At 69.8% G+C, this 21,866-nt stretch carries 26 protein-coding genes and 1 pseudogene; 17 read left to right on the forward strand and 10 right to left on the reverse strand.

What is annotated here, in order from left to right; all coding sequences use genetic code 11:
• Window positions 1-202: 202 nt before the first annotated feature.
• Complete coding sequence (gene dusB / locus NLX86_RS05550) at window positions 203-1,390, reverse strand: tRNA dihydrouridine synthase DusB (RefSeq protein ID WP_254370453.1); 1,188 nt, start codon at window positions 1,388-1,390, stop codon at window positions 203-205.
• A 52-nt stretch (window positions 1,391-1,442) separates the two neighbouring features.
• Between dusB and NLX86_RS05555 the strand changes: the two genes are divergently transcribed.
• Window positions 1,443-2,909 (forward strand): MFS transporter, encoded by a 1,467-nt coding sequence (locus NLX86_RS05555; protein WP_254370454.1) that lies wholly within the window; start codon window positions 1,443-1,445, stop codon window positions 2,907-2,909.
• Between the two features lie 65 nt (window positions 2,910-2,974).
• On the opposite strand, the gene NLX86_RS05560 is transcribed toward NLX86_RS05555, so the two are convergent.
• The 3 genes from NLX86_RS05560 to NLX86_RS05570 form a co-directional block, all read right to left on the reverse strand.
• On the reverse strand, window positions 2,975-3,196 hold the full coding sequence (locus NLX86_RS05560) for a DUF6243 family protein (protein WP_254370455.1): 222 nt from the start codon (window positions 3,194-3,196) through the stop codon (window positions 2,975-2,977).
• 163 nt (window positions 3,197-3,359) lie between these two features.
• A complete protein-coding gene (locus tag NLX86_RS05565; RefSeq protein WP_254370456.1) occupies window positions 3,360-3,566 on the reverse strand; it encodes a hypothetical protein in 207 nt (68 codons plus the stop codon).
• A 130-nt stretch (window positions 3,567-3,696) separates the two neighbouring features.
• Window positions 3,697-5,079, reverse strand: coding sequence for a glycine--tRNA ligase (locus NLX86_RS05570; protein WP_254370457.1), 1,383 nt, complete (start codon window positions 5,077-5,079; stop codon window positions 3,697-3,699).
• A 165-nt stretch (window positions 5,080-5,244) separates the two neighbouring features.
• On the opposite strand from NLX86_RS05570, the gene NLX86_RS05575 reads away from it, so the two are divergent.
• From NLX86_RS05575 to NLX86_RS05590, 4 genes are all read left to right on the forward strand, one after another.
• Complete coding sequence (locus NLX86_RS05575; protein ID WP_254370458.1) at window positions 5,245-6,243, forward strand: metal ABC transporter substrate-binding protein; 999 nt, start codon at window positions 5,245-5,247, stop codon at window positions 6,241-6,243.
• 58 nt (window positions 6,244-6,301) lie between these two features.
• The gene (locus tag NLX86_RS05580) at window positions 6,302-7,078 is read left to right on the forward strand and encodes a metal ABC transporter ATP-binding protein (protein ID WP_254370459.1); all 777 of its coding nucleotides are present in this window, start codon (window positions 6,302-6,304) and stop codon (window positions 7,076-7,078) included.
• The gene (locus tag NLX86_RS05585) at window positions 7,078-7,971 is read left to right on the forward strand and encodes a metal ABC transporter permease (RefSeq protein WP_254370460.1); all 894 of its coding nucleotides are present in this window, start codon (window positions 7,078-7,080) and stop codon (window positions 7,969-7,971) included. Before NLX86_RS05580 ends, NLX86_RS05585 begins: the two co-directional genes overlap by 1 nt.
• 72 nt (window positions 7,972-8,043) lie before the next feature.
• Complete coding sequence (locus tag NLX86_RS05590; RefSeq protein ID WP_254370461.1) at window positions 8,044-8,481, forward strand: transcriptional repressor; 438 nt, start codon at window positions 8,044-8,046, stop codon at window positions 8,479-8,481.
• Between the two features lie 86 nt (window positions 8,482-8,567).
• Here the strand turns inward: NLX86_RS05590 and NLX86_RS05595 are convergent, their stop codons facing one another.
• Window positions 8,568-9,395 (reverse strand): isoprenyl transferase, encoded by an 828-nt coding sequence (locus NLX86_RS05595; RefSeq protein WP_254370462.1) that lies wholly within the window; start codon window positions 9,393-9,395, stop codon window positions 8,568-8,570.
• A gap of 5 nt (window positions 9,396-9,400) precedes the next feature.
• The gene (gene recO, locus NLX86_RS05600; protein WP_254370463.1) at window positions 9,401-10,156 is read right to left on the reverse strand and encodes a DNA repair protein RecO; all 756 of its coding nucleotides are present in this window, start codon (window positions 10,154-10,156) and stop codon (window positions 9,401-9,403) included.
• A 105-nt stretch (window positions 10,157-10,261) separates the two neighbouring features.
• On the opposite strand from recO, the gene NLX86_RS05605 reads away from it, so the two are divergent.
• From NLX86_RS05605 to NLX86_RS05620, 4 genes are all read left to right on the forward strand, one after another.
• Window positions 10,262-10,513, forward strand: a complete 252-nt coding sequence (locus NLX86_RS05605; RefSeq protein ID WP_254370464.1) for a type II toxin-antitoxin system VapB family antitoxin — start codon at window positions 10,262-10,264, stop codon at window positions 10,511-10,513.
• The gene (locus tag NLX86_RS05610; protein WP_254370465.1) at window positions 10,514-10,927 is read left to right on the forward strand and encodes a PIN domain nuclease; all 414 of its coding nucleotides are present in this window, start codon (window positions 10,514-10,516) and stop codon (window positions 10,925-10,927) included. It abuts the gene before it with no gap.
• A gap of 410 nt (window positions 10,928-11,337) precedes the next feature.
• Window positions 11,338-11,643, forward strand: a complete 306-nt coding sequence (locus NLX86_RS05615; RefSeq protein ID WP_254370466.1) for a hypothetical protein — start codon at window positions 11,338-11,340, stop codon at window positions 11,641-11,643.
• A complete protein-coding gene (locus NLX86_RS05620; RefSeq protein ID WP_254370467.1) occupies window positions 11,640-11,900 on the forward strand; it encodes a hypothetical protein in 261 nt (86 codons plus the stop codon). The genes NLX86_RS05615 and NLX86_RS05620 overlap by 4 nt, the downstream gene beginning before the upstream one ends.
• A gap of 2 nt (window positions 11,901-11,902) precedes the next feature.
• Here the strand turns inward: NLX86_RS05620 and NLX86_RS05625 are convergent, their stop codons facing one another.
• Together NLX86_RS05625 and NLX86_RS05630 are read right to left on the reverse strand one after the other, a co-directional pair.
• The gene (locus tag NLX86_RS05625; protein ID WP_254370468.1) at window positions 11,903-12,118 is read right to left on the reverse strand and encodes a hypothetical protein; all 216 of its coding nucleotides are present in this window, start codon (window positions 12,116-12,118) and stop codon (window positions 11,903-11,905) included.
• Window positions 12,115-12,330: a hypothetical protein gene (locus NLX86_RS05630; protein WP_254370469.1), complete on the reverse strand. Its 216-nt coding sequence runs from the start codon at window positions 12,328-12,330 to the stop codon at window positions 12,115-12,117. The genes NLX86_RS05625 and NLX86_RS05630 overlap by 4 nt, the downstream gene beginning before the upstream one ends.
• Before the next feature lie 81 nt (window positions 12,331-12,411).
• Between NLX86_RS05630 and NLX86_RS05635 the strand changes: the two genes are divergently transcribed.
• Both NLX86_RS05635 and NLX86_RS05640 read left to right on the forward strand, forming a co-directional pair.
• Complete coding sequence (locus tag NLX86_RS05635; protein ID WP_254370470.1) at window positions 12,412-13,245, forward strand: helix-turn-helix transcriptional regulator; 834 nt, start codon at window positions 12,412-12,414, stop codon at window positions 13,243-13,245.
• Entirely contained in the window at window positions 13,227-13,499 is a 273-nt protein-coding gene (locus NLX86_RS05640; RefSeq protein WP_254370471.1) for a DUF397 domain-containing protein, read from the forward strand. Before NLX86_RS05635 ends, NLX86_RS05640 begins: the two co-directional genes overlap by 19 nt.
• Before the next feature lie 135 nt (window positions 13,500-13,634).
• Here NLX86_RS05640 and NLX86_RS05645 read toward each other — a convergent pair whose 3' ends face one another.
• Together NLX86_RS05645 and leuA are read right to left on the reverse strand one after the other, a co-directional pair.
• Window positions 13,635-14,351, reverse strand: a complete 717-nt coding sequence (locus NLX86_RS05645) for a TerB family tellurite resistance protein (protein ID WP_254370472.1) — start codon at window positions 14,349-14,351, stop codon at window positions 13,635-13,637.
• Between the two features lie 185 nt (window positions 14,352-14,536).
• Entirely contained in the window at window positions 14,537-16,303 is a 1,767-nt protein-coding gene (gene leuA, locus NLX86_RS05650) for a 2-isopropylmalate synthase (protein WP_254370473.1), read from the reverse strand.
• 294 nt (window positions 16,304-16,597) lie between these two features.
• On the opposite strand from leuA, the gene NLX86_RS05655 reads away from it, so the two are divergent.
• The 6 genes and pseudogenes from NLX86_RS05655 to NLX86_RS05680 all read left to right on the forward strand — a co-directional run bounded on the left by NLX86_RS05655 (window position 16,598) and on the right by NLX86_RS05680 (window position 21,694).
• Window positions 16,598-17,677 carry a M4 family metallopeptidase gene (locus NLX86_RS05655; protein ID WP_254370474.1) on the forward strand — a complete coding sequence of 360 codons (1,080 nt, stop codon included), beginning with the start codon at window positions 16,598-16,600 and terminating at the stop codon, window positions 17,675-17,677.
• 10 nt (window positions 17,678-17,687) lie between these two features.
• A complete protein-coding gene (locus NLX86_RS05660) occupies window positions 17,688-17,954 on the forward strand; it encodes a protealysin inhibitor emfourin (protein WP_254370475.1) in 267 nt (88 codons plus the stop codon).
• A gap of 59 nt (window positions 17,955-18,013) precedes the next feature.
• Window positions 18,014-18,817 (forward strand): GNAT family N-acetyltransferase, encoded by an 804-nt coding sequence (locus tag NLX86_RS05665; protein WP_254370690.1) that lies wholly within the window; start codon window positions 18,014-18,016, stop codon window positions 18,815-18,817.
• Between the two features lie 18 nt (window positions 18,818-18,835).
• Window positions 18,836-18,991: pseudogene (locus NLX86_RS05670) on the forward strand (DNA-binding protein); the annotation flags it as partial.
• Window positions 18,992-19,095: 104 nt separating this feature from the next.
• A complete protein-coding gene (locus tag NLX86_RS05675; RefSeq protein WP_254370691.1) occupies window positions 19,096-20,430 on the forward strand; it encodes a GH1 family beta-glucosidase in 1,335 nt (444 codons plus the stop codon).
• Window positions 20,414-21,694 (forward strand): MFS transporter, encoded by a 1,281-nt coding sequence (locus NLX86_RS05680; protein WP_254370476.1) that lies wholly within the window; start codon window positions 20,414-20,416, stop codon window positions 21,692-21,694. Before NLX86_RS05675 ends, NLX86_RS05680 begins: the two co-directional genes overlap by 17 nt.
• Window positions 21,695-21,866: the final 172 nt, after the last annotated feature.

The raw sequence follows: 21,866 nt of genomic DNA on the forward strand, positions 1-21,866 counted from the left end.
TGACGACCGATCCGCTCAGCACTACGGAGAGTGAAGAAATGATCGATCATCTGAACGAGAAACGGGTGGCACTCAGTGCCACCCCTTCCGGAGATGCAATCGGGCTCTGAGTGCTCATCTGAGCGCTACCCCTATCAGGGGTGGCGAGAATCACGCCGTCCTCGGTGCCAGGATTCCACGATTCGGACCGCGAAACCGGCCCTTAACCGCCCGAGGTGTCCAGCTCAGCGTCGGAGCTGACCCCCGCGCAGTCGTACGGGTCCTTCAGCCAGCCGTCCGGCAGCACGACCCGGTTGTTGCCCGACGTACGGCCGCGCGGGCCGTCCGCGCCCACCGGCCACGGCTGGTCCAGGTCGAGCTCGCTCAGATGAGCGTCGATTTCGGCGAGCGAGGAGGTGATCGCGAGCTTCTTGCGCATCTCCGAGCCGACCGAGAACCCCTTGAGGTACCAGGCCACGTGCTTACGGAAATCGATCACTCCGCGCGTCTCGTCCCCGATCCACTCCCCCAGCAGTTCCGCGTGCCGCCGCATGACGACGGCGACCTCCTTGAGCGTCGGCGTCGCGTACACACCCGTGCCCTCGAAGGCGGCCACCAGGTCCCCGAACAGCCACGGCCGCCCCAGGCAGCCGCGCCCCACGACCACCCCGTCGCAGCCCGTCTCACGCATCATCCGCAGCGCGTCGTCCGCCGACCAGATGTCGCCGTTGCCGAGCACCGGGATCTCCGGGACGTGCTCCTTGAGCCGCGCGATGGCGTCCCAGTCCGCCGTACCGCCGTAGTGCTGGGCTGCGGTCCGCCCGTGCAGCGCGATCGCCGTGACGCCCTCCTCGACCGCGATCCGGCCCGCGTCGAGATAGGTGGTGTGGTCGTCGTCGATGCCCTTGCGCATCTTCATCGTCACCGGCAGGTCACCGGCGCCCGCGACGGCCTCGCGCAGGATCGAGCGCAGCAGGTTCCGCTTGTACGGAAGGGCCGAGCCGCCACCCTTGCGGGTGACCTTGGGCACCGGGCAGCCGAAGTTGAGGTCGATGTGGTCGGCCAGGTTCTCGTCCACGATCATGCGGGCCGCCTTGCCGACGGTGGCCGGGTCGACCCCGTACAGCTGAATCGAGCGCGGCTCCTCGCCCTCGTCGAAGTGGACCAGCTGCATGGTCTTCTCGTTCCGCTCGACCAGCGCCCGCGTCGTGATCATCTCGCTCACGAACAGCCCCTTGCCACCGGAGGCCGCACCCATCGGGGGGCGACCCCCGAACCCCCGCACGCCTTCGGCGAATTCGCGGCAGAGGGTCCGGAACGGCGCATTGGTGATGCCGGCCATGGGAGCGAGCACCACGGGGGGCTGTACCGCGTGCGGGCCGATCGAGAGCATCGTGGACGGGGTGGTCATTCGCCCATTGTCGCGCACGGCGGGCGTCGTCAGTTAAACGTACGATTCACGCATGCCCGAGACAGGCCCTCGCAGGCGGCTGCTCGTGCTGGCGATCTGCTGCATGAGCCTGCTCATCGTCAGCCTCGACAACACGGTTCTCAATGTCGCCCTGCCGTCCATGCGGAACGAGCTGGGCGCGAGCGTCGCGGGCATGCAGTGGACCATCGACGCGTACACCCTGGTCCTGGCCTCGCTGCTGATGCTGGCCGGCTCGACCGCCGACCGGATCGGCCGCCGCAAGGTCTTCAAGGCCGGTCTCGTCCTCTTCACCCTCGGCTCGCTGCTCTGCTCGCTCGCGCCCAACCTCGAATCGCTCGTCGCCTTCCGCATGGTGCAGGCGGTCGGCGGCTCGATGCTCAACCCGGTGGCGATGTCGATCATCACCAACACATTCACCGAACCGCGCGAGCGCGCCCGCGCCATCGGCGTGTGGGGCGGGGTCGTCGGCATCTCCATGGCCGCCGGGCCGGTCATCGGCGGGCTCCTGGTGGACAGCGTCGGCTGGCGCTCGATCTTCTGGATCAACCTGCCGGTGGGGCTGGCCGCCCTGCTGCTCACCATCCGGTACGTCCCGGAGTCGCGCGCCCCGAAGCCGCGCCGCCCCGACCCGGTCGGGCAGCTGCTGATCATCGCGCTGCTCGGCTCACTGACGTACGCGATCATCGAGGTGCCCTCGGACGGCTGGAGCTCGCCGCTGATCGTCGGTTGCACCGCGCTCGCCGTGCTCGCACTCGTCGGCCTGCTGCTGTACGAGCCGAGGCGAGCCGAACCGCTGATCGATCTGTACTTCTTCCGCAGCGCGCCGTTCAGTGGTGCGACGATGCTCGCGGTGTCCGCCTTCGCCGCGCTGAGCGGCTTCCTCTTCATCAACACCCTCTACTTGCAGGACGTGCGCGGGCTGTCCGCCCTGAGTGCCGGGCTCTACATGCTCCCGATGGCAGGCATGGCCTTCCTCTGCGCGCCGCTGTCGGGCCGGCTGGTCGGCACCCGGGGGCCGCGGCTCCCGCTGCTGGTGGCGGGGGTGGCGATGGCCGCGAGCGGGCTGCCGTTCGCGGCGTTCGGAGCGTTCGAGGCGGAGTCCGGCGATGCGCTGATGTTCACCGGGTACATACTGTTCGGCCTCGGCTTCGGCATGGTGAACTCGCCGATCACCAACACCTCGGTGTCCGGCATGCCGCGCGCGCAGGCCGGGGTCGCGGCAGCCGTGGCCTCGACCAGCCGGCAGATCGGCGCCACCCTCGGCGTGGCCGTGGTCGGCGCGGTCCTGGCGGCAGGGGTGAACAGCGCCCCGTCGTACGCGGCGGGGTTCGTCGACGCGAGCCTGCCCGCCTGGTGGATCATCACCGGCTGCGGCCTGGCCGTCCTGGTGGTGGGGGCGCTGACCAGCGGGCCCTGGGCGCAGGAGACCGCGCGCCGCACGGCCCGGCGGCTGGAGGCGCCGGCCGACGGCCGGACGCCGTCCTCGACCCATGCGTAAAGGCCCGGACCGGCGATGAGCGGTCCGGGCCCGTACGAGACCTGTAAGGGATACGAGGGAGGCGGTCAGTCCTGCGCGGCCGTCCGGTCGCCCGCGTTGTCCGCGTCGTCCGCGCCGGCCTGACTGGCCTCGGCCCGCTCGCGCATCTTGCGCAGCAGCTCCTGCTTGTGGTCGGCAGCGGCCTTGCGGTCGGCGTTGCGCGCCGGACCGTTGCCCTGCTGGTCGGCGCGGGACAGCTTCTTGCGCTGTCCGCCGACGCCGAGAAGGTTGTTGCGGCTTTTGGCCACGGGGTTCTCCCGAAGTGATGAGAAGTGATCTGCGGATTCGTCTGGTGGGGGGCGGTGCGTGACCGCCGCGCTCTCACTCGTAGATCTGGAAGAACATGCACGTGACGCTACCACTGGGCAGCTTGCGCGGTTCACCGCTTTTCTGGCGCCCGCGGGGCAGCCTCTATGACTGCTGGGGGTCCACCGTCGCCTGATGTGCCTCGGCGAGGTGCTCCTCGGCCTTGAGCCAGGGCAGGAACTGCGCGCTCTTGCGCCAGCCGCAGGTGTCGCAGGTCAGCGCCTTCTGGATGCCCGCCTTCCGCACCCGTACGACATGCTCACGCCCGTGCTGGTCCCATCTGCTGACTTTGCTGGTGGTCATGGACGGCATCTGTGCCTCCTGGAGACGATGGGGCCCAGTGTGCTGCACAGCCCGACCGCCCCTCAGCCGTTTCCCGGAAGGCGAAAGCCCCCGGCTCCGTCCAGCGGATCCGGGGACTTTCGCCCTGCCGTACGGGCGGTCAGCAGCCGAGGAGGCGGCCGCCCAGGTAGGACTGGATCTGGTCCAGCGAGACGCGCTCCTGCTTCATGGTGTCGCGCTCGCGCACGGTCACCGCGTCGTCGTCGAGGGTGTCGAAGTCGACCGTGACGCAGAACGGCGTACCGATCTCGTCCTGGCGGCGGTAGCGGCGGCCGATGGCGCCCGCGTCATCGAACTCGATGTTCCAGTTCTTGCGCAGGTCGGTCGCCAGGCCCTTGGCCTTCGGGGACAGCTGCGGGTTGCGGGACAGCGGCAGGACCGCGACCTTGACCGGGGCCAGCCGCGGGTCGAGGCGCATCACGGTGCGCTTCTCCATGACGCCCTTGGCGTTGGGAGCCTCGTCCTCGATGTACGCGTCGAGCATGAAGGCCAGCATGGCGCGGTTGACGCCGGCCGCCGGCTCGATGACGTACGGAGTCCAGCGCTCGCCGGCCTCCTGGTCGAAGTACGACAGGTCCTGGCCGGAGGCCGCGGAGTGCGCCTTGAGGTCGAAGTCGGTGCGGTTGGCCACACCTTCGAGCTCGGAGAACTCATTGCCGCCGAAGTTGAAGCGGTACTCGATGTCGGCGGTGCGCTTGGAGTAGTGGGAGAGCTTCTCCTTCGGGTGCTCGTACCAGCGGATGTTCTCCTCGCGGATGCCGAGGTCGCGGTACCAGTTCCAGCGCTGCTCCATCCAGTACTCGTGCCACTGCTCGTCCTCGCCGGGCTTGACGAAGAACTCCATCTCCATCTGCTCGAACTCGCGGGTACGGAAGATGAAGTTGCCGGGAGTGATCTCGTTGCGGAAGGACTTGCCCATCTGCGCGATACCGAACGGCGGCTTCTTGCGCGAAGTCTGCTGCACGGCGGCGAAGTTGGTGAAGATGCCCTGCGCGGTCTCCGGCCGCAGGAAGGCGCGCGAGCCGGTGTCCTGGGTCGGGCCGAGGTGCGTCTCGAGCATGCCGGAGAACTGCTTGGGCTCGGTGAAGTGGCCCTTGGTGCCGCAGTGCGGGCAGTTGATGTCGGCGAGGCCGTTGGCGGGTTCCCGGCCGTGCTTGGCCTCGTACGCCTCGATCAGGTGGTCCGCGCGGTGCCGCTTGTGGCACGCGGTGCACTCGGTCAGCGGGTCGGAGAACGTGGCGACATGGCCGGAGGCCTCCCAGACCTCGGGAGCCAGGATCACCGACGAGTCGAGACCGACCACGTCCTCGCGCGACGTGACCAGGGCGCGCCACCACTGACGCTTGATGTTCTCCTTGAGCTCTACACCCAGCGGTCCGTAGTCCCAGGCGGCACGCTGACCGCCGTAGATCTCGCTGCACGGGTAGACGAAGCCACGGCGCTTGCTCAGGCTGACGATGGTCTCGATCTTGTCGGCGGCCACGGTGCTCTCTTCATTACGACGGCGAACGGCGAATGGTTCAGATTACCGGCGCCCGTACCCCCCATATCAAATCGGTCCGCGTTCGAGCGGGAGGGCGGCGGGAGGGCGGGTGCCGAGTCGGACGTTTGTTGACAATCGTTTCCAGTTTTGTTGAAAATGAGTGTCATGAACGTACGACGCCTCATACCTGCCGCCACCATCGCCGGCTCCGTGACCCTCGGCATGGTGGCCCTGTCAGCCTGCTCCTCCTCCAGCGCGACGGGCAAGGACAGTGGCAAGTTCGACGTCGTGGCGTCGTTCTACCCGATGCAGTTCCTGGCCGAGGAGATCGGCGGTGACCATGTCGCCGTGAGCAGCCTCACCAAGCCGGGCGTCGAGCCGCACGACCTCGAGATCACCCCGCAGCAGACTGCGGCGCTCGGCGAGGCCGACATGGTCCTCTACCTCAAGAGCCTCCAGCCCGCGGTCGACAAGGCCGTCGAGCAGGCCGCCGTGAAGAACACCGTCGACGTCGCGACCCTGACCAAGCTCGAGGAGCACGGCACCGGGCACGCGGAAGAGGAGCGCGCCGGGGACGAGCACGCCGGCGAGGAGCACGCCGAGGAAGGGCACGGCGAGGAGGGGCACGGCCACGACGAGGCCGGCGCCGACCCGCACATCTGGCTGGACCCGGCGAAGTACGCCGAGGCCGCCAAGGGCGTCGGCAAGGCCCTGGAGAAGGCCGATCCGGACCACGCGGCGGACTACAAGAAGAACACCGACGCGCTGGTCGGCAAGCTCACCGCCCTGGACACCGAGTTCAAGGACGGCCTGAAGAACACCACCACGAAGACCTTCATCACCACCCACTCCGCCTTCGGCTACCTCGCCGAGCGCTACGGGCTGGACCAGGAGGGCATCTCCGGCCTCGACCCCGAGTCCGAGCCCAGCCCGGCCCGGATGAAGGAGCTCCAGAAGATCGCCGCGCAGGAGAAGGTCACCACCGTATTCTTCGAGACCCTCGCCAGCGACAAGACCGCCAAGACGCTCGCCGCGGACACCGGCCTCAAGACGGACGTGCTCGACCCGCTCGAGGGAATCACCGACAAGTCCCAGGGCGATGACTACTTCGGCGTCATGCGGGCCAACCTGGAGAACCTGAGGAAGGCGCTCGGCGCGAAGTGAGTCCCATGACAGCGGTAGTTCAGTGACAGCAGTATCGGAGGCGCGAACCGTGGCAGCCATGAGTCCCCCGGACCAGCCCGTCATATCCCTGCGCGGAGCCACGGCCTCGCTCGGCTCGCGTCCCGTGCTGCGCGGGGTCGACCTCACCGTGCACCAGGGTGAGGTCGTCGCGCTGCTCGGCGCCAACGGCTCCGGCAAGTCCACCGCCGTACGCGCCGTGGTGGGGCAGGTCCCGCTCTCCGGCGGCGAGCTGTCCCTCTTCGGTACGGAGTACAAACGCTTCCGGGACTGGTCGCGCATCGGCTACGTACCGCAGCGGACCACTGCCGCGAGCGGGGTGCCCGCCACCGTGCGCGAGGTCGTCTCCGCCGGGCGGCTCGCCCGGACGAAGCTCGGGCTGCTGCGGAAGGCCGACCGGTCCGCCGTCGACCGGGCCCTGGAGCTCGTCGGTATGCGGGAGCGGGCCAAGGACTCGGTGAACGCGCTCTCCGGCGGTCAGCACCAGCGGGTGCTGATAGCCCGGGGGCTCGCCGTAGAACCCGATCTGCTGATCATGGACGAGCCGATGGCAGGAGTCGACCTGGCCAGCCAGGAGGTCCTCGCGGGCACCCTGCGCGAGCAGGTCGCTGCCGGCGTCACCGTGCTGCTCGTACTGCACGAGCTCGGCGCGCTCGAACCGCTCATCGACCGCGCGGTCGTCCTGCGCGACGGCTGCGTCGTGCACGACGGGCCGCCCCCGGAGGCCGTCGGCCAGCACGCGCTGCCCGGCCACGACCACGTACACCCGCACGAGGCGCACCACGCCGAGCCGATCCGGACGGGGCTGCTGACCTGATGGACATCCTGACCTACGACTTCATGCAGCGGGCGCTCCTGGCCGCACTGCTCGTCGGCCTCACCGCGCCCGCCATCGGCACGTATCTCGTCCAGCGCCGCCAGGCGGTCATGGGCGACGGCATCGGCCATGTCGCCATGACCGGTGTCGCCCTCGGCTTCCTGCTGAACACCAGCCCGGTGTGGATGGCCACGCTGGTCGCCGTCCTCGGCGCGGTCGGCATGGAGGTGATCCGCTCGCGCGGGAAGACCAGCGGTGACATCGCGCTCGCCATGCTCTTCTACGGCGGCCTGGCCGGCGGTGTCATGATCATCAACCTGGCGCCGGGCGGCTCGACGGCGAATCTCACCAGCTACCTCTTCGGCTCGATCACCACGGTGTCGAACGAGGACGTCACCGCGGTCGTGATCCTCGCCGCGTTCGTGATCGCCGTCACGCTCGGGCTGCGCAAGCAGCTGTTCGCGGTCTGCCAGGACGAGGAGTTCGCCCGGGTCACCGGCCTGCCGGTCCGGCTGCTCAATCTGCTCATGGCGGTGACCGCCGCGGTCACCGTCACGGTCGCCATGCGCATCGTCGGTCTGCTGCTGGTGAGCGCGATGATGGTGATACCGGTCGCGGCGGCCCAGCGGGTCACCCGCGGCTTCGCCGCGACGCTGGGCCTGGCAATGGGTCTCGGCGTCGCGGTCGCCGTGAGCGGCACTGTCACGACGTTCTACGTGGACGCCCCGTCCGGAGCCGCCATCGTGCTGATGGCCATCGGCGTCTTCCTGGTGCTGTCGGTGGCCGCCGCGCCACTGGCCAGAAAGCGCGCCCAGGCCGTACGGGCAGCGGAGGCGGAATGCACACTGGACATGCCCGGTTCGCGTCGTACGCACGACGATGTGAAGGTCTGACCACGTCCGACCACGGCATCGGGCCCGTGCCGCCTGGCACAATGACCCGACGGCTGATGTGAGGAGGCACCTGTGGCGACTGCGCCTGGCGAAACGAACACAGCGCCAGTACGAGGACGATCGACCCGGCAGCGTGCCGCTGTGGCGGCGGCACTCGACGAGGTGGACGAGTTCCGCAGTGCCCAGGAGCTGCACGACATGCTCAAGCACCGCGGCGACTCGGTGGGACTGACCACCGTCTACCGGACGCTCCAGTCCCTCGCCGACGCGGGCGAGGTCGACGTACTGCGCACCAGCGACGGCGAGGCCGTCTACCGGCGCTGCTCGTCCGGCGAGCACCATCACCACCTGGTGTGCCGGATGTGCGGCAAGGCGGTCGAGGTCGAGGGCCCGGCGGTGGAGAAGTGGGCCGAGGCGATCGCCGCGGACCACGGCTTCGTGAACGTCGCGCACACGGTGGAGATCTTCGGCACCTGCGCGGAGTGCGCGGCGGCGGCCGCGAAGAACTGACCGTCTCGCAATCCCGGCCCTGCCGCCGGTGCTGCCGGTCCTGAGTACGCGTACTCAGGACCGGCAGCACCGCTTGCTGCAGGCGGTCAGGCGAGCGGCTCCTGCCCGTCCACCTCGTTCGGCAGGGCCCCGCCGAAGCGGCGGTCGCGCTGGGCGAACTCCAGGCAGGCCCGCCACAGGTCGCGGCGGTCGAAGTCCGGCCACAGCACGTCCTGGAAGACCATCTCCGCGTACGCGCTCTGCCAGATCAGGTAGTTGGACGTGCGCTGCTCGCCGCTCGGGCGGACGAAGAGGTCCACATCCGGCATGTCCGGGTAGTACAGGTACTTGGCGAAGGTCTTCTCGTTCACCTTGGACGGGTCGAGCGTGCCCGCCGCGATGTCACGCCCTATCGCCGCCGCCGCGTCCGCGATCTCGGCACGGCCGCCGTAGTTGACGCAGAAGTACAGCGTCATCGCGTCGTTGTTCTTCGTCTGCTCCTGCGCGACCTGGAGCTCCTGGACGACCGACTTCCACAGCTTCGGCATCCGGCCGGTCCAGCGGATGCGGATACCCAGCTCGTCCATCTGGTCGCGGCGGCGGCGGATGACGTCGCGGTTGAAGTTCATCAGGAAGCGGACCTCGTCGGGCGAGCGCTTCCAGTTCTCGGTGGAGAAGGCGTACAGCGAGAGGTTCTTGACGCCCATCTCCAGACAGCCGTTGAGGACGTCGAGCACGACGGACTCACCGACCTTGTGGCCCTCGGTGCGCGGCAGCCCGCGCTCCTTGGCCCAGCGGCCGTTGCCGTCCATGACGACCGCGACGTGCTTCGGCACCAGCTCACCGGGGATCTTCGGCGGGCGCGCCCCGGAGGGGTGCGGCTCGGGTGTCTTGTACTCGCGGCGGGGGCGTCCCAGAATCCCGCGTCGTGCCATGGGGTTCACAACTCCTGTTTCTCGACGTACCTCAGCGAGCGCAGCCCGCGCTCCAAATGCCAGTGCAGATAGGCGGACACCAGCCCGCTGCCCTCCCGGACATGCCGCGGCTCACACGCGTCCGCCGTCCCCCAGTCCCCCGTCAGCAGCGCGCTGAGCAGGCCGATGGCCTCCGCAGAGGGTACGACGCTTCCGGGCACCCGGCAGTCGGCGCAGATGACGCCGCCCGCCGCGACGGAGAAGAACCGGTTCGGGCCGTGCATGCCGCACTTGGCGCAGTCGTCGAAGCTGGGCGCGTAGCCGTTGACGGCGAGCGAGCGCAGCAGGAACGCGTCCAGGATGAGGTGCGGCTCGTGCTCACCCCGTGCGAGGGTGCGCAGCGCGCCGACGAGCAGCAGATACTGCTGCACGGCCGGCTCGCCCTCCTGATCGGTGAACCGCTCGGCGGTCTCCAGCATCGCGGTGCCGGCGGTGTAGCGGGCGTAGTCGGTGACGATGCCGCCTCCGTACGGAGCGATGGTCTCACTCTGCGTACACAACGGCAGCCCGCGCCCGACAAGTTCGCTGCCGCGCGCGAAGAACTGCACGTCGACGTGCGAGAACGGCTCCAGCCGCGCGCCGAACTTCGACTTCGTACGCCGTACCCCACGAGCGACAGCCCGCACGCGCCCGTGCCCACGGGTCAGGATCGTGATGATGCGGTCCGCTTCCCCCAGCTTCTGGGTGCGCAGCACGATGCCGTCGTCGCGGAAGAGACTCATACGGCCCATTGTCGCGTACGCGGGCGGAGGCCGGGCCGGATGCACAATGAATGAGGTATACTGATACACATCAGCGTGTACATCAAAGGAGCCAAGGAGCCACTCGTGAGTCGCACGGTTATTGATCTTGACGACGAAGCTCTCGCGGCGGCCGCCGAGGAACTCGGCACGACCACCAAGCGGGACACCATCAACACTGCCCTGCGGGAGGTAACCGCTCGCTACCGGCGACTGCGCGCCCTCGAAGAGTCCCGCGAGCTCGCCGCGGATGGTGCCGTTGATCTGGATATCCTCCTGGACAAGCGCAGATATCGGGGCGTACGGGAGGAGTCGGTTGATCTGCACAGGAGCGCGTGAATGAGCGTCGCCGACTACCTCATCGACACATCGGCCCTCGTTCGTGTACTGCTCGGCCAGGCCACCCGCGAGTGGGATAACAGGATCGGTGCAGGTCTCGTAGCCATCTGCGACTTCACCGAGCTCGAAGTGCTCTACTCTGCCCGTTCGTCAGCCGACCGCGAACAGATGAAGAACGCCTTCGCCGCGTACTACACCTGGTGCCCCACGCCGGACGGCATCTACAGGCGCGCGCGCGTGGTGCAGGAGCAGCTCACGGCCAAGGGCGAACATCGCAGCGCGGGGCCCGTCGACCTCCTCGTCGCCGCCGTCGCCGAGGAGTCCGGGCTCACACTCCTGCATTTCGACCGGGATTTCACGACGATCGCCCGCACCACCGGCCAGCCTGCCCGCATGATCGACCTGCGGAGCTAGCGCCGTCCGGTCACTGCGCCGAACTGGCATGGCGCCCGGTACGAGACGGCACAGGCCGGATCAAATCACTTCGGTACCGTGGAGCCGAGCCCGCCGGCGCCTTCGGCACCCAGCCGGGCACGGCCGTCACGTCCTTCGGATCGGGCTCGCCCATCTTCACTCGCCAGCCGTCCTCGCAACCGATGCCGTCGAGCCGGTTTCACGCGCCGGACTGGAACCAAAGGAGCGCGGATTCCCTCCGTGGCGTTCGGGCGGCCGCCGAGGGCGCCGGTACCGGGTGGAGGGAACTCACACCGTTTGCCGGTTCCGCCACTGGGCGACCGGTATACGGTACGAGAACCCGCGCCCCGTCCACGCCGGAGGTCCCAGTGAGCGCGCAGCACGACGGCCCGTACGGACCCCTGATCCCCATGCCCGACCTCACGACAGAGGCCCTCCGGGCCGCTGTCGCGAAGATCGCCCCGAGCCGGATCCCAGCTCTCACCCAGCACCTGTTCGAAGCGACGACGAACGCGCAGCAGACCCAGAGTCTGGCCCCGCTTCGGGCGTTCGTTCACTCGTGGGCGGTGTTCGTGGCGATCGAGCGCCATCCAGAGCGCGCCGCTCGCCTGCGGGAGCTGGAGCGGCTCGTGGATGCGGGCGAACAGGATCCGACGAAGGCGATCGCCGAGATCCGCCGCCTCCGGGGGGCGGCCGAGGCCGAGGCCGGTCTGTGACCGACTGGACGTGGGACTACAACCCCGGCGAGGAGTACATCACCGAAGGGCTGCCGCCCGGCGTGGTGGCGGAGGTGGAGCGACTGGCCACCGAACTCGCCGCGCTGGGTCGAGGCGCGACCACGGTAGGCAGGCCCACCGACCGTGAGGGCGGCCTGAGGGAGTTCGACATCCTCGCCGGCCGGGGCTTCATCTCCTTTCTCGCCGTGCCCCGCCAGGAGTGCGTCTACGTCTGCAACGTCACCTGGTACGGCTGAGGTCACGACACCTCGCCCCGGCTGCGCGCGTTGACGTACGCCGTCACCGCACTCAGCCGCTCGGCCGCCGTGGCCTCCCGTACCGCGTCCGGTACGCAGTCCCACTCCCGGCCCCCGCCGATCGGCCTGAGCTGTACGTACGGGCCCACGTGCCCCATGACCGTGCCCAGCCTCCCTGTACGGATGTCGACGGCGTACGACCCCACGGCGGCGCTCACCCCTCCCCCGGCAGCGCGGCGGCCAGCAGCCGGGCCGTTTCGGCGGTACAGCGGCCCAGTTCGATGAGCGCCGGCCGGTCGGTCGGGTCGGCGTACGAGAGCGGGTCGATTCCGAGGGAGGGGAGAATTACTCCCGCGCGGGCGAGCGCGGCCCGCAATTCGGTGACCGCGGATTCGGCGACTTCGAGCTTTGGTGCATTTCCGTTTTTCATGCCTCCAGCGTGGGGATTTCTCCCTACCATCGACAGGGGCGCACGCACTACAACGACGGGGCAGCACAAAGGAGTTAACCCATGGGGAACGGTTCGCGGCAGGCCGCGTGGGAATTCTTCGGGGCGGAACTGAAACGACGGCGCGAGGTGGCCGGGCTGACGCAGGCGGAGCTGGGCCTGCGGGTCTTCGTATCCGGCGGCTACATCGGCCAGTTCGAGCAGGCGATCAGGAAGCCGCAGCGTGATGTGGCCGAACGGATCGACGAGGCGCTGCAAACCGACGGTATTTTCGAGCGGATGTGGCGGAAGCTCATCAACGACTCGCGGTACGCGGAGTATTTCGCGGCGGTTGCGGAGCTGGAGGCGCTGGCGGCGAAGATCTGCGAGTTCGCCCCGGCGGTCGTGCCTGGGCTTCTGCAGACGGCCACATACGCGCGAGCCATCACGAGGGCGTTCAACCCGTTCGCCTCCAGCTCACATATTGAGGAGAAGGTGTCGGCCCGTATGGACCGCGCGCATGTCCTCAACAGCACTACACGGCCCATGCTTTGGGCGATCCTGCATGAGCACGTACTACGCGTCCCGGTTGGCGGACCTGCAGAGATGGCAGAGCAACTGGACCACATCGCAGCGCTCGCACACGACGGCACGGTACTGATGCAGGTGCTTCCGTTCTCAGCCGGAGCGTGCGCCGTGATGACCGGAATGATGACGCTCATGGAGTTCGAGGACGCACCGCCAACTCTCTATACAGAGACGGAGTTTTCGGGGAACCTGCTGGACGATCCGGCCCTGGTTAAGCGGGCACAAGAAGCCTACGATCTACTCAGGGCCGCCGCACTGTCGCCGGAGGTGTCCCTGGCCCTGATCGAATCGGCGGCGGAGGACTACAGACGATGCACGAGTACGACCTGAGCACCGCTCAGTGGCGCAAGAGCAGCTACAGCAACGGCGACGGTGGCAGCTGCGTCGAGGTCGCGTACGACTTCGCGGGCTCGGCCCAGTGGCGGAAGAGCACGTACAGCGACGGCACCGGCGGCGACTGCGTCGAGGTGCTCGACAACATCCCCGGCGTCGTCCCCGTCCGGGACAGCAAGAACCCCCACGGCCCCGCCCTGATCGTCACCGCCACCGCCTGGGCCGCCTTCGTCGCCGGCATCAAGCGCTGAACCGCACTACCCCCGGTGCGTTCCGCATGCCCGTAGGGGCTTGGCCTCCCTGCCACCGCGGTGCTGCCCCGGCGCGGGTGCGACCGCGCCCTCGGCTGACGCGATTCACATGATGCGGCCGCTGCGGGGCCCCGGTTACTCCCCCGGGAGTACGGGCCGGGCGGCGGCCAGCAGCAGCCTGGCCGTGTCGTCGGCGCACAGTTGCAGCGCGGTCCCGACGGTGGCGAGCACCTCGCGCTCGGCGGGGCTGTACGGGCCGTCGGCGAGGGCGATACGGGCGCCCTGGAGCAGGATCGACTCGCGTCCGGCGGGGGCGAGATGCGGGGCGAGCGGTTCGAGCGCCTCGTGGAGTTCGATGGCGAGGGCGGCTCCGCACGGTTCGGGCGACGCGTCGTACATCCCGGGCAGCCGCCCGGTGTCCGCGGCGAGCGCCTCGATCAGCATGGTGAGCTGGTCCTCGGTGCAGTCCTCGAACCCGGCGGAGCGGACGGTGAGGACGGCTGCCTCCCGGACCGTACGCGAGGACGTGCCGCCGGCCGCGAGTACAGCGAGCGCGACGGTGTGCACGGCGTCGCGGAGCATCGCGGAGAAGCGGGTGGTGGTGGGGTGGTCCAGGGTGTCGGCGCCGAAGTGGGCGTGACAGGCGGCGCACTCGACGACGGGTCCGGCGTGGCCGCGCGGCAGCAGGGGAACGCCGAGGAGGGTGAAGCGCCTGCGGCCGGTGCGCCGCCGGTAGTTGCGGTCGCCTCCGCAGTCGGGGCAGAAGAACTCGCCGTCGCCGACGGTGGTCCAGGTGGTCCGGATGCCCGAGATACGCAGTTTTCGGCCGCTTGGCCCCCGTTCTGGCAGCACATTCCACCTCCATACAGCTCCGGACACCCTTGTCGCGTTGACGTGATGTTAGCCACATCCGTGATGTGACGTCAGCACTGTGGCGGCAGGTTCCTCCGCCGGGGCGCAGACATGGCCGAACCCCGCCCTCCGTGATCGGGGGGCGGGGTCCTGGAGTTGACCTTGAAGCGGGAGGTCAGCGGCGATCAGCGACCGGCGCGGTTGACCGCCGAGACGACCGCCTTCAGCGAGGCACGTGTCGTGTTCGCGTCGATGCCGATGCCCCACAGGACGCGGCCGTCGATGGCGCACTCGATGTACGAGGCCGCCTGGGCGCTCGCGCCCTCGCTCATGGTGTGCTCGGTGTAGTCCAGCAGGCGGGCGTCCACGCCGACCGCGGCCAGCGCGTCGAAGAAGGCCGAGATCGGACCGTTGCCGGTACCGGTCAGCACGGTCTCGGTGCCGTCCACGACCGCCTCGACGGTCAGCGTGTCCGTACCGTCCTTGTCGGTCGTGGTCTGGCCGGAGCGCAGCTGGATCCTGCCCCACGCGTTGTCGGGGTTGGGCAGGTACTCGTCCTGGAAGACGGACCAGATCGCCTTCGGCGTGACCTCGCCGCCCTCGGCGTCGGTCTTGGCCTGAATGATCTTCGAGAACTCGATCTGCATCCGGCGCGGCAGATCCAGCTTGTGGTCGTTCTTCAGGACGTACGCGATACCGCCCTTGCCGGACTGCGAGTTGACCCGGATGACCGCCTCGTACGAGCGGCCGACGTCCTTGGGGTCGATCGGCAGATACGGAACGGCCCACTCGATGTCGTCGACGGTGACGCCCGGGCCCTGGGCGGCCGCGTCGGCCTCCATGGCGTCGAAGCCCTTCTTGATGGCGTCCTGGTGGGAGCCGGAGAAGGCCGTGTAGACCAGGTCGCCCGCGTAGGGGTGGCGCGGGTGGACCTCCATCTGGTTGCAGTACTCGCTCGTCCGGCGGATCTCGTCGATCTGCGAGAAGTCGATCTGCGGGTCGACGCCCTGCGAGAACAGGTTCATGCCCAGGGTCACCAGGTCGACGTTGCCGGTGCGCTCGCCCTGGCCGAACAGGCAGCCCTCGATCCGGTCCGCGCCGGCCATGACCGCCAGTTCGGCGGCGGCGACGGCGGTGCCGCGGTCGTTGTGCGGGTGGACGGACAGGCACACGTACTCGCGGCGCGAGAGGTTCCGGGACATCCACTCGAACCGGTCCGCGTGCGTGGACGGCGTGGAACGCTCCACGGTGGCCGGCAGGTTCAGGATGATCTCGCGGCCCTCCTCGGGCTGCCAGACGTCCATGACCGCCTCGCAGACCTCCAGCGCGAAGTCCAGCTCGGTGTCGGTGAAGATCTCCGGGCTGTACTGGTAGCCGAAGGTGGTCTCGGGGCCCAGGATCTTGTCCGCGTACTCCATCACCGGCCGGGTGCCGTCCACGGCGATCTGCTTGACCTGGTCCTTCGAGCCGCGGAAGACGACCCGGCGGAAGGTGGGCGCGGTGGCGTTGTACAGGTGCACGGTGGCGCGCCGCGCACCGACCAGCGATTCGACGGTGCGCTCGATCAGCTCTTCGCGGGCCTGGGTCAGGACGGAGATGGTCACGTCCTCGGGGATCGCGCCCTGTTCGATGATGGAGCGTACGAAGTTGAAGTCGGTCTCACCGGAGGAGGGGAAGCCGACCTCGATCTCCTTGTAGCCCATGCGCACCAGCAGGTCGAACATCTCGCGCTTGCGGGCGGGGCTCATCGGGTCGATCAGGGCCTGGTTGCCGTCGCGCAGGTCGGTGGAGAGCCAGCGGGGCGCCTTGGTGATGCGGCTGTCCGGCCAGGTGCGGTCGGGGATGTCCACGGCCTCGTACTGGGCGTACTTGTGGACCGGCATCCCGGAGGGCTTCTGGGTGTGGGTCGCGGTGGTGATGGGCGTGGCGCGACCGACAGACGTTTCAGACATTGCGTGGGCTCCTCGTGTGTCCGCTGGGACGGCCGACGGTCGTGAAACCGCAACACCGGACTCCGCGGGGAGGGGGTCGGCCTACGACTACAGACCCTCGCCGCGGCAGCTAAGGAGAAGCAGCCCGAAACGCATGATGTGCCGCAGCCTAGCCGAGCCGCGCTGTCGGCGCGGGGCCGTATCAGTATGCGGGATCACATACAGGTAACGGCCAAAAGGTGACCTATCACTCCATTTGGCTAATCGCTGTCGCAGCTAGTGACAGCGGCATGACCCAGTGCCACATTACGAGCCATGACCTCCCACAGGTTCCACCACCCTGTCTTCTGCACGATCGTGCCGCCCCACCTCCTCGACAAGCTGGCGCGGGCCGACGATCCCGCGCTCGCCGGGCCCGCCCGGCGCACCCTGGTGGCGGACGCCGCCCAGCGCACCAGGCGCCGGCTGACCACCGTCGTGGGCGCCCCGGCCGTGGCCCCGCCGCCCGAGGCCGCCGCCGACGAGCCGCGGCGTTCCATCCACGACGCCGACCACGGGCGCGACCTGCCGGGCCGCAAGGTGCGCGGGGAGGGCGAGGCGCCCGGCCAGGACGCCACCGTCAACCGTGCGTACAACGGTCTCGGCGCGACCTTCGACCTCTTCCTCAAGGCGTACGCGCGCAACTCCATCGACGGCAACGGCCTGCCGCTGGTCGCGACCGTCCACTACGACGAGAGCTACGGCAACGCCTTCTGGGACGGCGAGCAGATGGTCTTCGGCGACGGAGACGGCGAGATCTTCCTCGACTTCACGCTGCCGGTGGACGTCATCGGGCATGAGCTGGCGCACGGCGTCACCCAGTACACGGCGAACCTCACCTACTTCGGGCAGCCGGGCGCGCTCAACGAGTCGGTGTCCGACGTCTTCGGCTCGCTGATCAAGCAGTACACGCTGGACCAGACCGCCACCGAGGCGGACTGGCTGATCGGCGCGGGGCTGCTCGCCGAGCGCGTGAGCGGGGTCGCGCTGCGCTCGATGAAGGCGCCCGGCACGGCGTACGACGACGACGTACTCGGCAAGGATCCGCAGCCCGCGACCATGGACGAGTACGTCCGCACCGGCCGCGACAACGGCGGGGTCCACATCAACTCCGGCATCCCCAACCACGCCTTCTACCTGCTCGCCACCGAGCTCGGCGGCCGGGCCTGGGAGCGGGCGGGGCAGATCTGGTACGACGTGCTGACCGGCGGCGAGCTGCAGGTGGACGCGAGCTTCGCCGAGTTCGCCCGGCTCACGGTCGCCGCGGCGGACACCCGCTACGGGGAGGGCGAGGAGCAGGAGGCGCTGCGCAAGGCCTGGTCTCAGGTGGGTGTCCCGCTCGCCGTGGCGGGATAAGCATGGAGCCATGCGTATCGAGGTAAGGCGTACAGGGGGCTTCGCCGGCATCGAGCGCCGTGCCGAGGTGGACACCTCGGGGCGGCCCGACGCGGACGAGTGGCATGCCCTGGCCGAGGAGGCGGTCTCCGACGGCCGGGCGGTGCCACCGGCTGGGGTGCCGGACGGGTTCTCGTACCAGATCACGGTCGACGGCCGCACAGTCCACTGCGCGGACCCGCGGCTCACGGAGGCGCAGCGGAAGCTGATCACGCGGGTACTGAAAGAGGGTGCCTGACGGGGGCGCGCGGTGTTTGGATGGCCGCCGTGACTCTTGATCAGCTTGCGCGGCTTCAGATGCTCGAACAGTTCTACGACGCCGTCCCGCGGTCCGGCGCGCGGTCCGAGGACTTCGGACCGCTGACCCTCTTCGTACGGGAAGGCCCAGGCTGGCCGTTCTACGCGCGGCCCACGCTCGGGCATCCGGAGGTGGCGACCGCGGCGGACGTGGACCGCGTCCGCGCGCGGCAGCGGGAGCTGTCCATACCCGAGGCTTTCGAGTGGGTGCACGAGACGACTCCCGGACTGCGCAAGGCGGTCGAGGAGTCGGGGCTGACCGTCCACGCGCACCCGCTGATGGTGCTGGCCGATGACGCGCCCGCCCCTGTCGCCGCCCGCGTCGCGGAGTCGTCCGTGTCCGTACGTGTGCTGGGCGCCGAGGACCCGTTCCTGCAGGCCGCGCTGACCGTCCCGCACCTCGCCTTCGCCGTGCCGGGCACCGCAGTCGGCCCCGCGGGCCCGGCGGAGCTGGCCGCGGAGGCGCTGGCACGTGCGGGGGACGGCTCGGTGGAGCAGCTCGCCGGGCGGATCGGGGACGGGCTGACGGTGGTGGCCGCGGCGGTGGAGGACGGCGTGGTGCTCTGCGCCGGCCAGCACAACCCGGTCGGCGGCGTCACCGAGATCGTGGGCGTGGGCACCCTCCCGTCCGCCCGCCGCCGGGGCCTGGCCCTGGCTGTGACGGCGGCGCTGGTGGCGGACGCGCGGGCGCGGGGCATCGGCACGGTGTTCCTGTCGGCGGGCGACGAGGACGTGGCCCGCATCTACGCCCGCCTCGGCTTCCGCCCGGTGGCGACGGCCCTGATCGCGGAACCGGCGGAGTAGGCGGGTGGAGTAGGCCGCCTGGCGAACGCCGGCCTGCACGGGCACAAGTACGCCCTTGACGCGACTGTCGCCGAAGTCGCCCTCCGGCAGGCCGGGCCAGTCGCCATGCTGGCCTCGGACCTCGACGACATGTCGAAGCTCTGCGGCGGCCGGGTCCGGCTCGTCGCCCTCTGAGAGACGCCCGAACGAGAGGTTCTGGCGGCACTCTTGACACTCCGTCAGACTGCTCGCGACCATCCCGGGATGACGCCACGCCCCCGCCCTCCGCCCGGCCTCCGCTGCCGCCCTTTCCCGAGGACTTCCTCTGGGGCGTGTCCACCTCCGCCCATCAGATCGAGGGCGCGGTCGACGAGGACGGCCGCGGGCCCTCGTCCTGGGACGCGTTCACCGCGCAACCCGGCCGGGTCAAGGACGGCAGTACGGCGGCCGTCGCCACCGACCACTACCGCCGCTACCGCGAGGACGTCGCGCTCATCCACGGCCTCGGCGTCGGCGCGTACCGCTTCTCCGTCTCCTGGTCCCGGGTGGTCCCGGCCGGGACCGGGCCGGTCAACCAGGCAGGGCTCGACTTCTACGACCGTCTCGTCGACGAGCTGTGCGCGTACGGCATCCGCCCGGCCCCCACCCTGTTCCACTGGGACACCCCGCAGGAACTGGAAGAGTCCGGCGGCTGGCTGGTCCGCGACACGGCGTACCGCTTCGCGGAGTACGCGGACGCCGTCGCCGCCCGGCTCGCCGACCGCGTCGGCCTGTGGATCACCATCAACGAACCAGCCGAAGTCACCCTGCTCGGTTACGCGCTGGGCGAGCACGCGCCGGGCCGCCGACTACTCTTCGACGCCCTGCCCGCCGCCCATCACCAGCTCCTCGGCCACGGCCTGGCCGTGCAGGCGCTGCGCGCCCACGGGGCCACGCGGATCGGCATCGCGAACTCTCACAGCCCGGTGCGCGCCGCCTCTCCCGCGACGGCGGACAGGGAGGCCGCGGACCTCTACGACATGCTCACCAACCGGATGTTCGCCGACCCGGTGCTGCTCGGCCGCTACCCCGACGACGGACTCGCGGCCCTGCTGCCGGGCCCGGTCGACGCCGACCTGAAGGTGATCTCCGAGCCGCTCGACCGGTACGGGATCAACTACTACCAGCCAATGCTGATCGGCGCGCCGAACGCCGAGGCCGGCGAGTTCGCGGGGATCGGCCTGCCCGCCGAACTCCCCTTCTCGATCCGGGAGATCGAGGGCCGGCCGCGTACCGCCTTCGGCTGGCCGGTCGCCCCCGAGGGCCTGGCCGAGCAGCTCACCCTGCTCCGGCAGCGGTACGGCGACCGGCTGCCGCCCGTGGTCGTCACCGAGAACGGCTGCAGTTACGACGGCATCGACGACCAGGAGCGGATCACCTACCTCGACGGGCACCTGCGGGCCCTGCACGGGGCGATGGCGGCGGGCGCCGATGTCCGCGGCTATTTCGTCTGGTCCCTGCTGGACAACTTCGAGTGGGCCGAAGGCTATGCGCAGCGCTTCGGGCTGGTCCACGTCGACTACGACACGCTCGTCCGCACGCCGAAGGCCTCGTACCACTGGCTGCGCGAGGCGCTGCGTGGCCTCCGCGACTGAGGACGGTGCGGCGGCCGCGCGTGATGCCGGCGCCCTCGCGGAGCCCACCGAACGGGTCGGCCGGGGCTGGACCGCTGCCCTCTCCCTCGCCAACGGCGGGATCTGGGTGGGCTGGTTCGGGCCGATCCAGATCCTCCTCGCGCTCCAGGCCGCGGAACTCCACCCGGCCGGAATGTCCAAGGAGACCCTGCTGGCCTGGGTGACGGGCGTCGGCGCGGCCGTCTCGCTCGTCGCGAACCCGTTCTTCGGCGCCCTGTCCGACCGCACGGCCGGCCGCTTCGGCCGCCGTACGCCGTGGATCGCGGCCGGCACGGTGGGCGGCGCGGCCGGGTTGGTGCTGCTGTCCGGCGCGGACAGCGTCGCCGCCCTGCTGGGCGGCTGGTGCCTGGTGCAGCTCGCGCTGAACGCCGCGTTCGCCGCCGTGACGGCCGCCGTTCCGGACCGGGTGCCGTACGGCCGGCGCGGCTGGGTCGGCGGCTGGCTCGGGCTTGCCCAGATGCTGGGAGTGGTGGCCGGGACGGGCCTGGCGACCGCCGCCGGGGGGATTACGGCGGGCTATCTGGCGTGCGCGGCCTTCACGGTGCTGGCCGCCGTCCCGTATCTCCTCCTGGGGAGGGACCTGCCGCTCGCGCGGCGGCCGCCGTTCACCTGGCGCGGCTTCGCCAGGGGATTCTGGATCAGACCGCGGGCGTACCCCGATCTGGGCTGGGCCTGGCTGACCCGTTTCCTGATAAACCTGGGCAACGCGGTGGCGCTGCTGTATCTGCTGTACTACCTGCGCGACGTACTGCACTACGGCGGCGAGGACGGCAAGCCGGAGGACGGGGTACTGACCCTGACCGCCGTCAACGCGGTGATGGTGCTGGTCACGGTCGTCGTGGGCGGGATCTGGTCGGACCGTACGGGCCGCCGCAAGCCGTTCGTGCTGTGGTCGGGCGTACTGATCGCCGCCGCCACCGGGCTGCTGGCGTTCTGGCAGACCTGGGCGGGCGCGGTGACCGCGGCGGTGCTGCTCGGCATCGGCTTCGGGGTCTTCACCGCGGTGGACTTCGCGCTGATGACCCAGGTGCTGCCGGCCGCGGCGGACCGGGGCAAGGACCTCGGCGTGATCAACATCGCCAACGCGCTCCCCCAGGTCCTGGCCCCGGCGATCGCCGCCCCGATCGTCACGCACCTGGGCGGCTACTCCGTGCTGTACACGGTGGCGGCACTACTGGGCCTGGCGGGCGCGGTGCTGGTGCACCGCATCCACGGCGTGGACTAGGGGGTGTCCCCTAGGCCCGGGACCGTTTCCCCCGTGCCCACTCTCGCACCGCTCGGCCCCAAGGGGCCTCACCGGCTTCGAGCGGCCGCGCCGACCCCCGGCCGACGGTGACCGTCTCGCTCAGAAACCGAACTTGCGCAGCTGCTTCGCGACCACGTCCCCGTGCCACCCT

It is taken from the genome of Streptomyces sp. A3M-1-3 (genome assembly GCF_024213665.1).
In the GTDB taxonomy this organism is placed as follows: Bacteria; Actinomycetota; Actinomycetes; order Streptomycetales; family Streptomycetaceae; genus Streptomyces.

Coding starts and splice junctions, on each gene's coding strand:
- dusB (WP_254370453.1), bottom strand. CDS start 1,390: ATGACCACCCCGTCCACGATGCTCTCGATCGGCCCGCACGCGGTACAG.
- NLX86_RS05555 (WP_254370454.1), top strand. CDS start 1,443: ATGCCCGAGACAGGCCCTCGCAGGCGGCTGCTCGTGCTGGCGATCTGC.
- NLX86_RS05565 (WP_254370456.1), bottom strand. CDS start 3,566: ATGCCGTCCATGACCACCAGCAAAGTCAGCAGATGGGACCAGCACGGG.
- NLX86_RS05575 (WP_254370458.1), top strand. CDS start 5,245: ATGAACGTACGACGCCTCATACCTGCCGCCACCATCGCCGGCTCCGTG.
- NLX86_RS05580 (WP_254370459.1), top strand. CDS start 6,302: ATGAGTCCCCCGGACCAGCCCGTCATATCCCTGCGCGGAGCCACGGCC.
- NLX86_RS05585 (WP_254370460.1), top strand. CDS start 7,078: ATGGACATCCTGACCTACGACTTCATGCAGCGGGCGCTCCTGGCCGCA.
- NLX86_RS05595 (WP_254370462.1), bottom strand. CDS start 9,395: ATGGCACGACGCGGGATTCTGGGACGCCCCCGCCGCGAGTACAAGACA.
- recO (WP_254370463.1), bottom strand. CDS start 10,156: ATGAGTCTCTTCCGCGACGACGGCATCGTGCTGCGCACCCAGAAGCTG.
- NLX86_RS05610 (WP_254370465.1), top strand. CDS start 10,514: ATGAGCGTCGCCGACTACCTCATCGACACATCGGCCCTCGTTCGTGTA.
- NLX86_RS05615 (WP_254370466.1), top strand. CDS start 11,338: ATGCCCGACCTCACGACAGAGGCCCTCCGGGCCGCTGTCGCGAAGATC.
- NLX86_RS05630 (WP_254370469.1), bottom strand. CDS start 12,330: ATGAAAAACGGAAATGCACCAAAGCTCGAAGTCGCCGAATCCGCGGTC.
- NLX86_RS05635 (WP_254370470.1), top strand. CDS start 12,412: ATGGGGAACGGTTCGCGGCAGGCCGCGTGGGAATTCTTCGGGGCGGAA.
- NLX86_RS05640 (WP_254370471.1), top strand. CDS start 13,227: ATGCACGAGTACGACCTGAGCACCGCTCAGTGGCGCAAGAGCAGCTAC.
- leuA (WP_254370473.1), bottom strand. CDS start 16,303: ATGTCTGAAACGTCTGTCGGTCGCGCCACGCCCATCACCACCGCGACC.
- NLX86_RS05655 (WP_254370474.1), top strand. CDS start 16,598: ATGACCTCCCACAGGTTCCACCACCCTGTCTTCTGCACGATCGTGCCG.
- NLX86_RS05660 (WP_254370475.1), top strand. CDS start 17,688: ATGCGTATCGAGGTAAGGCGTACAGGGGGCTTCGCCGGCATCGAGCGC.
- NLX86_RS05665 (WP_254370690.1), top strand. CDS start 18,014: ATGCTCGAACAGTTCTACGACGCCGTCCCGCGGTCCGGCGCGCGGTCC.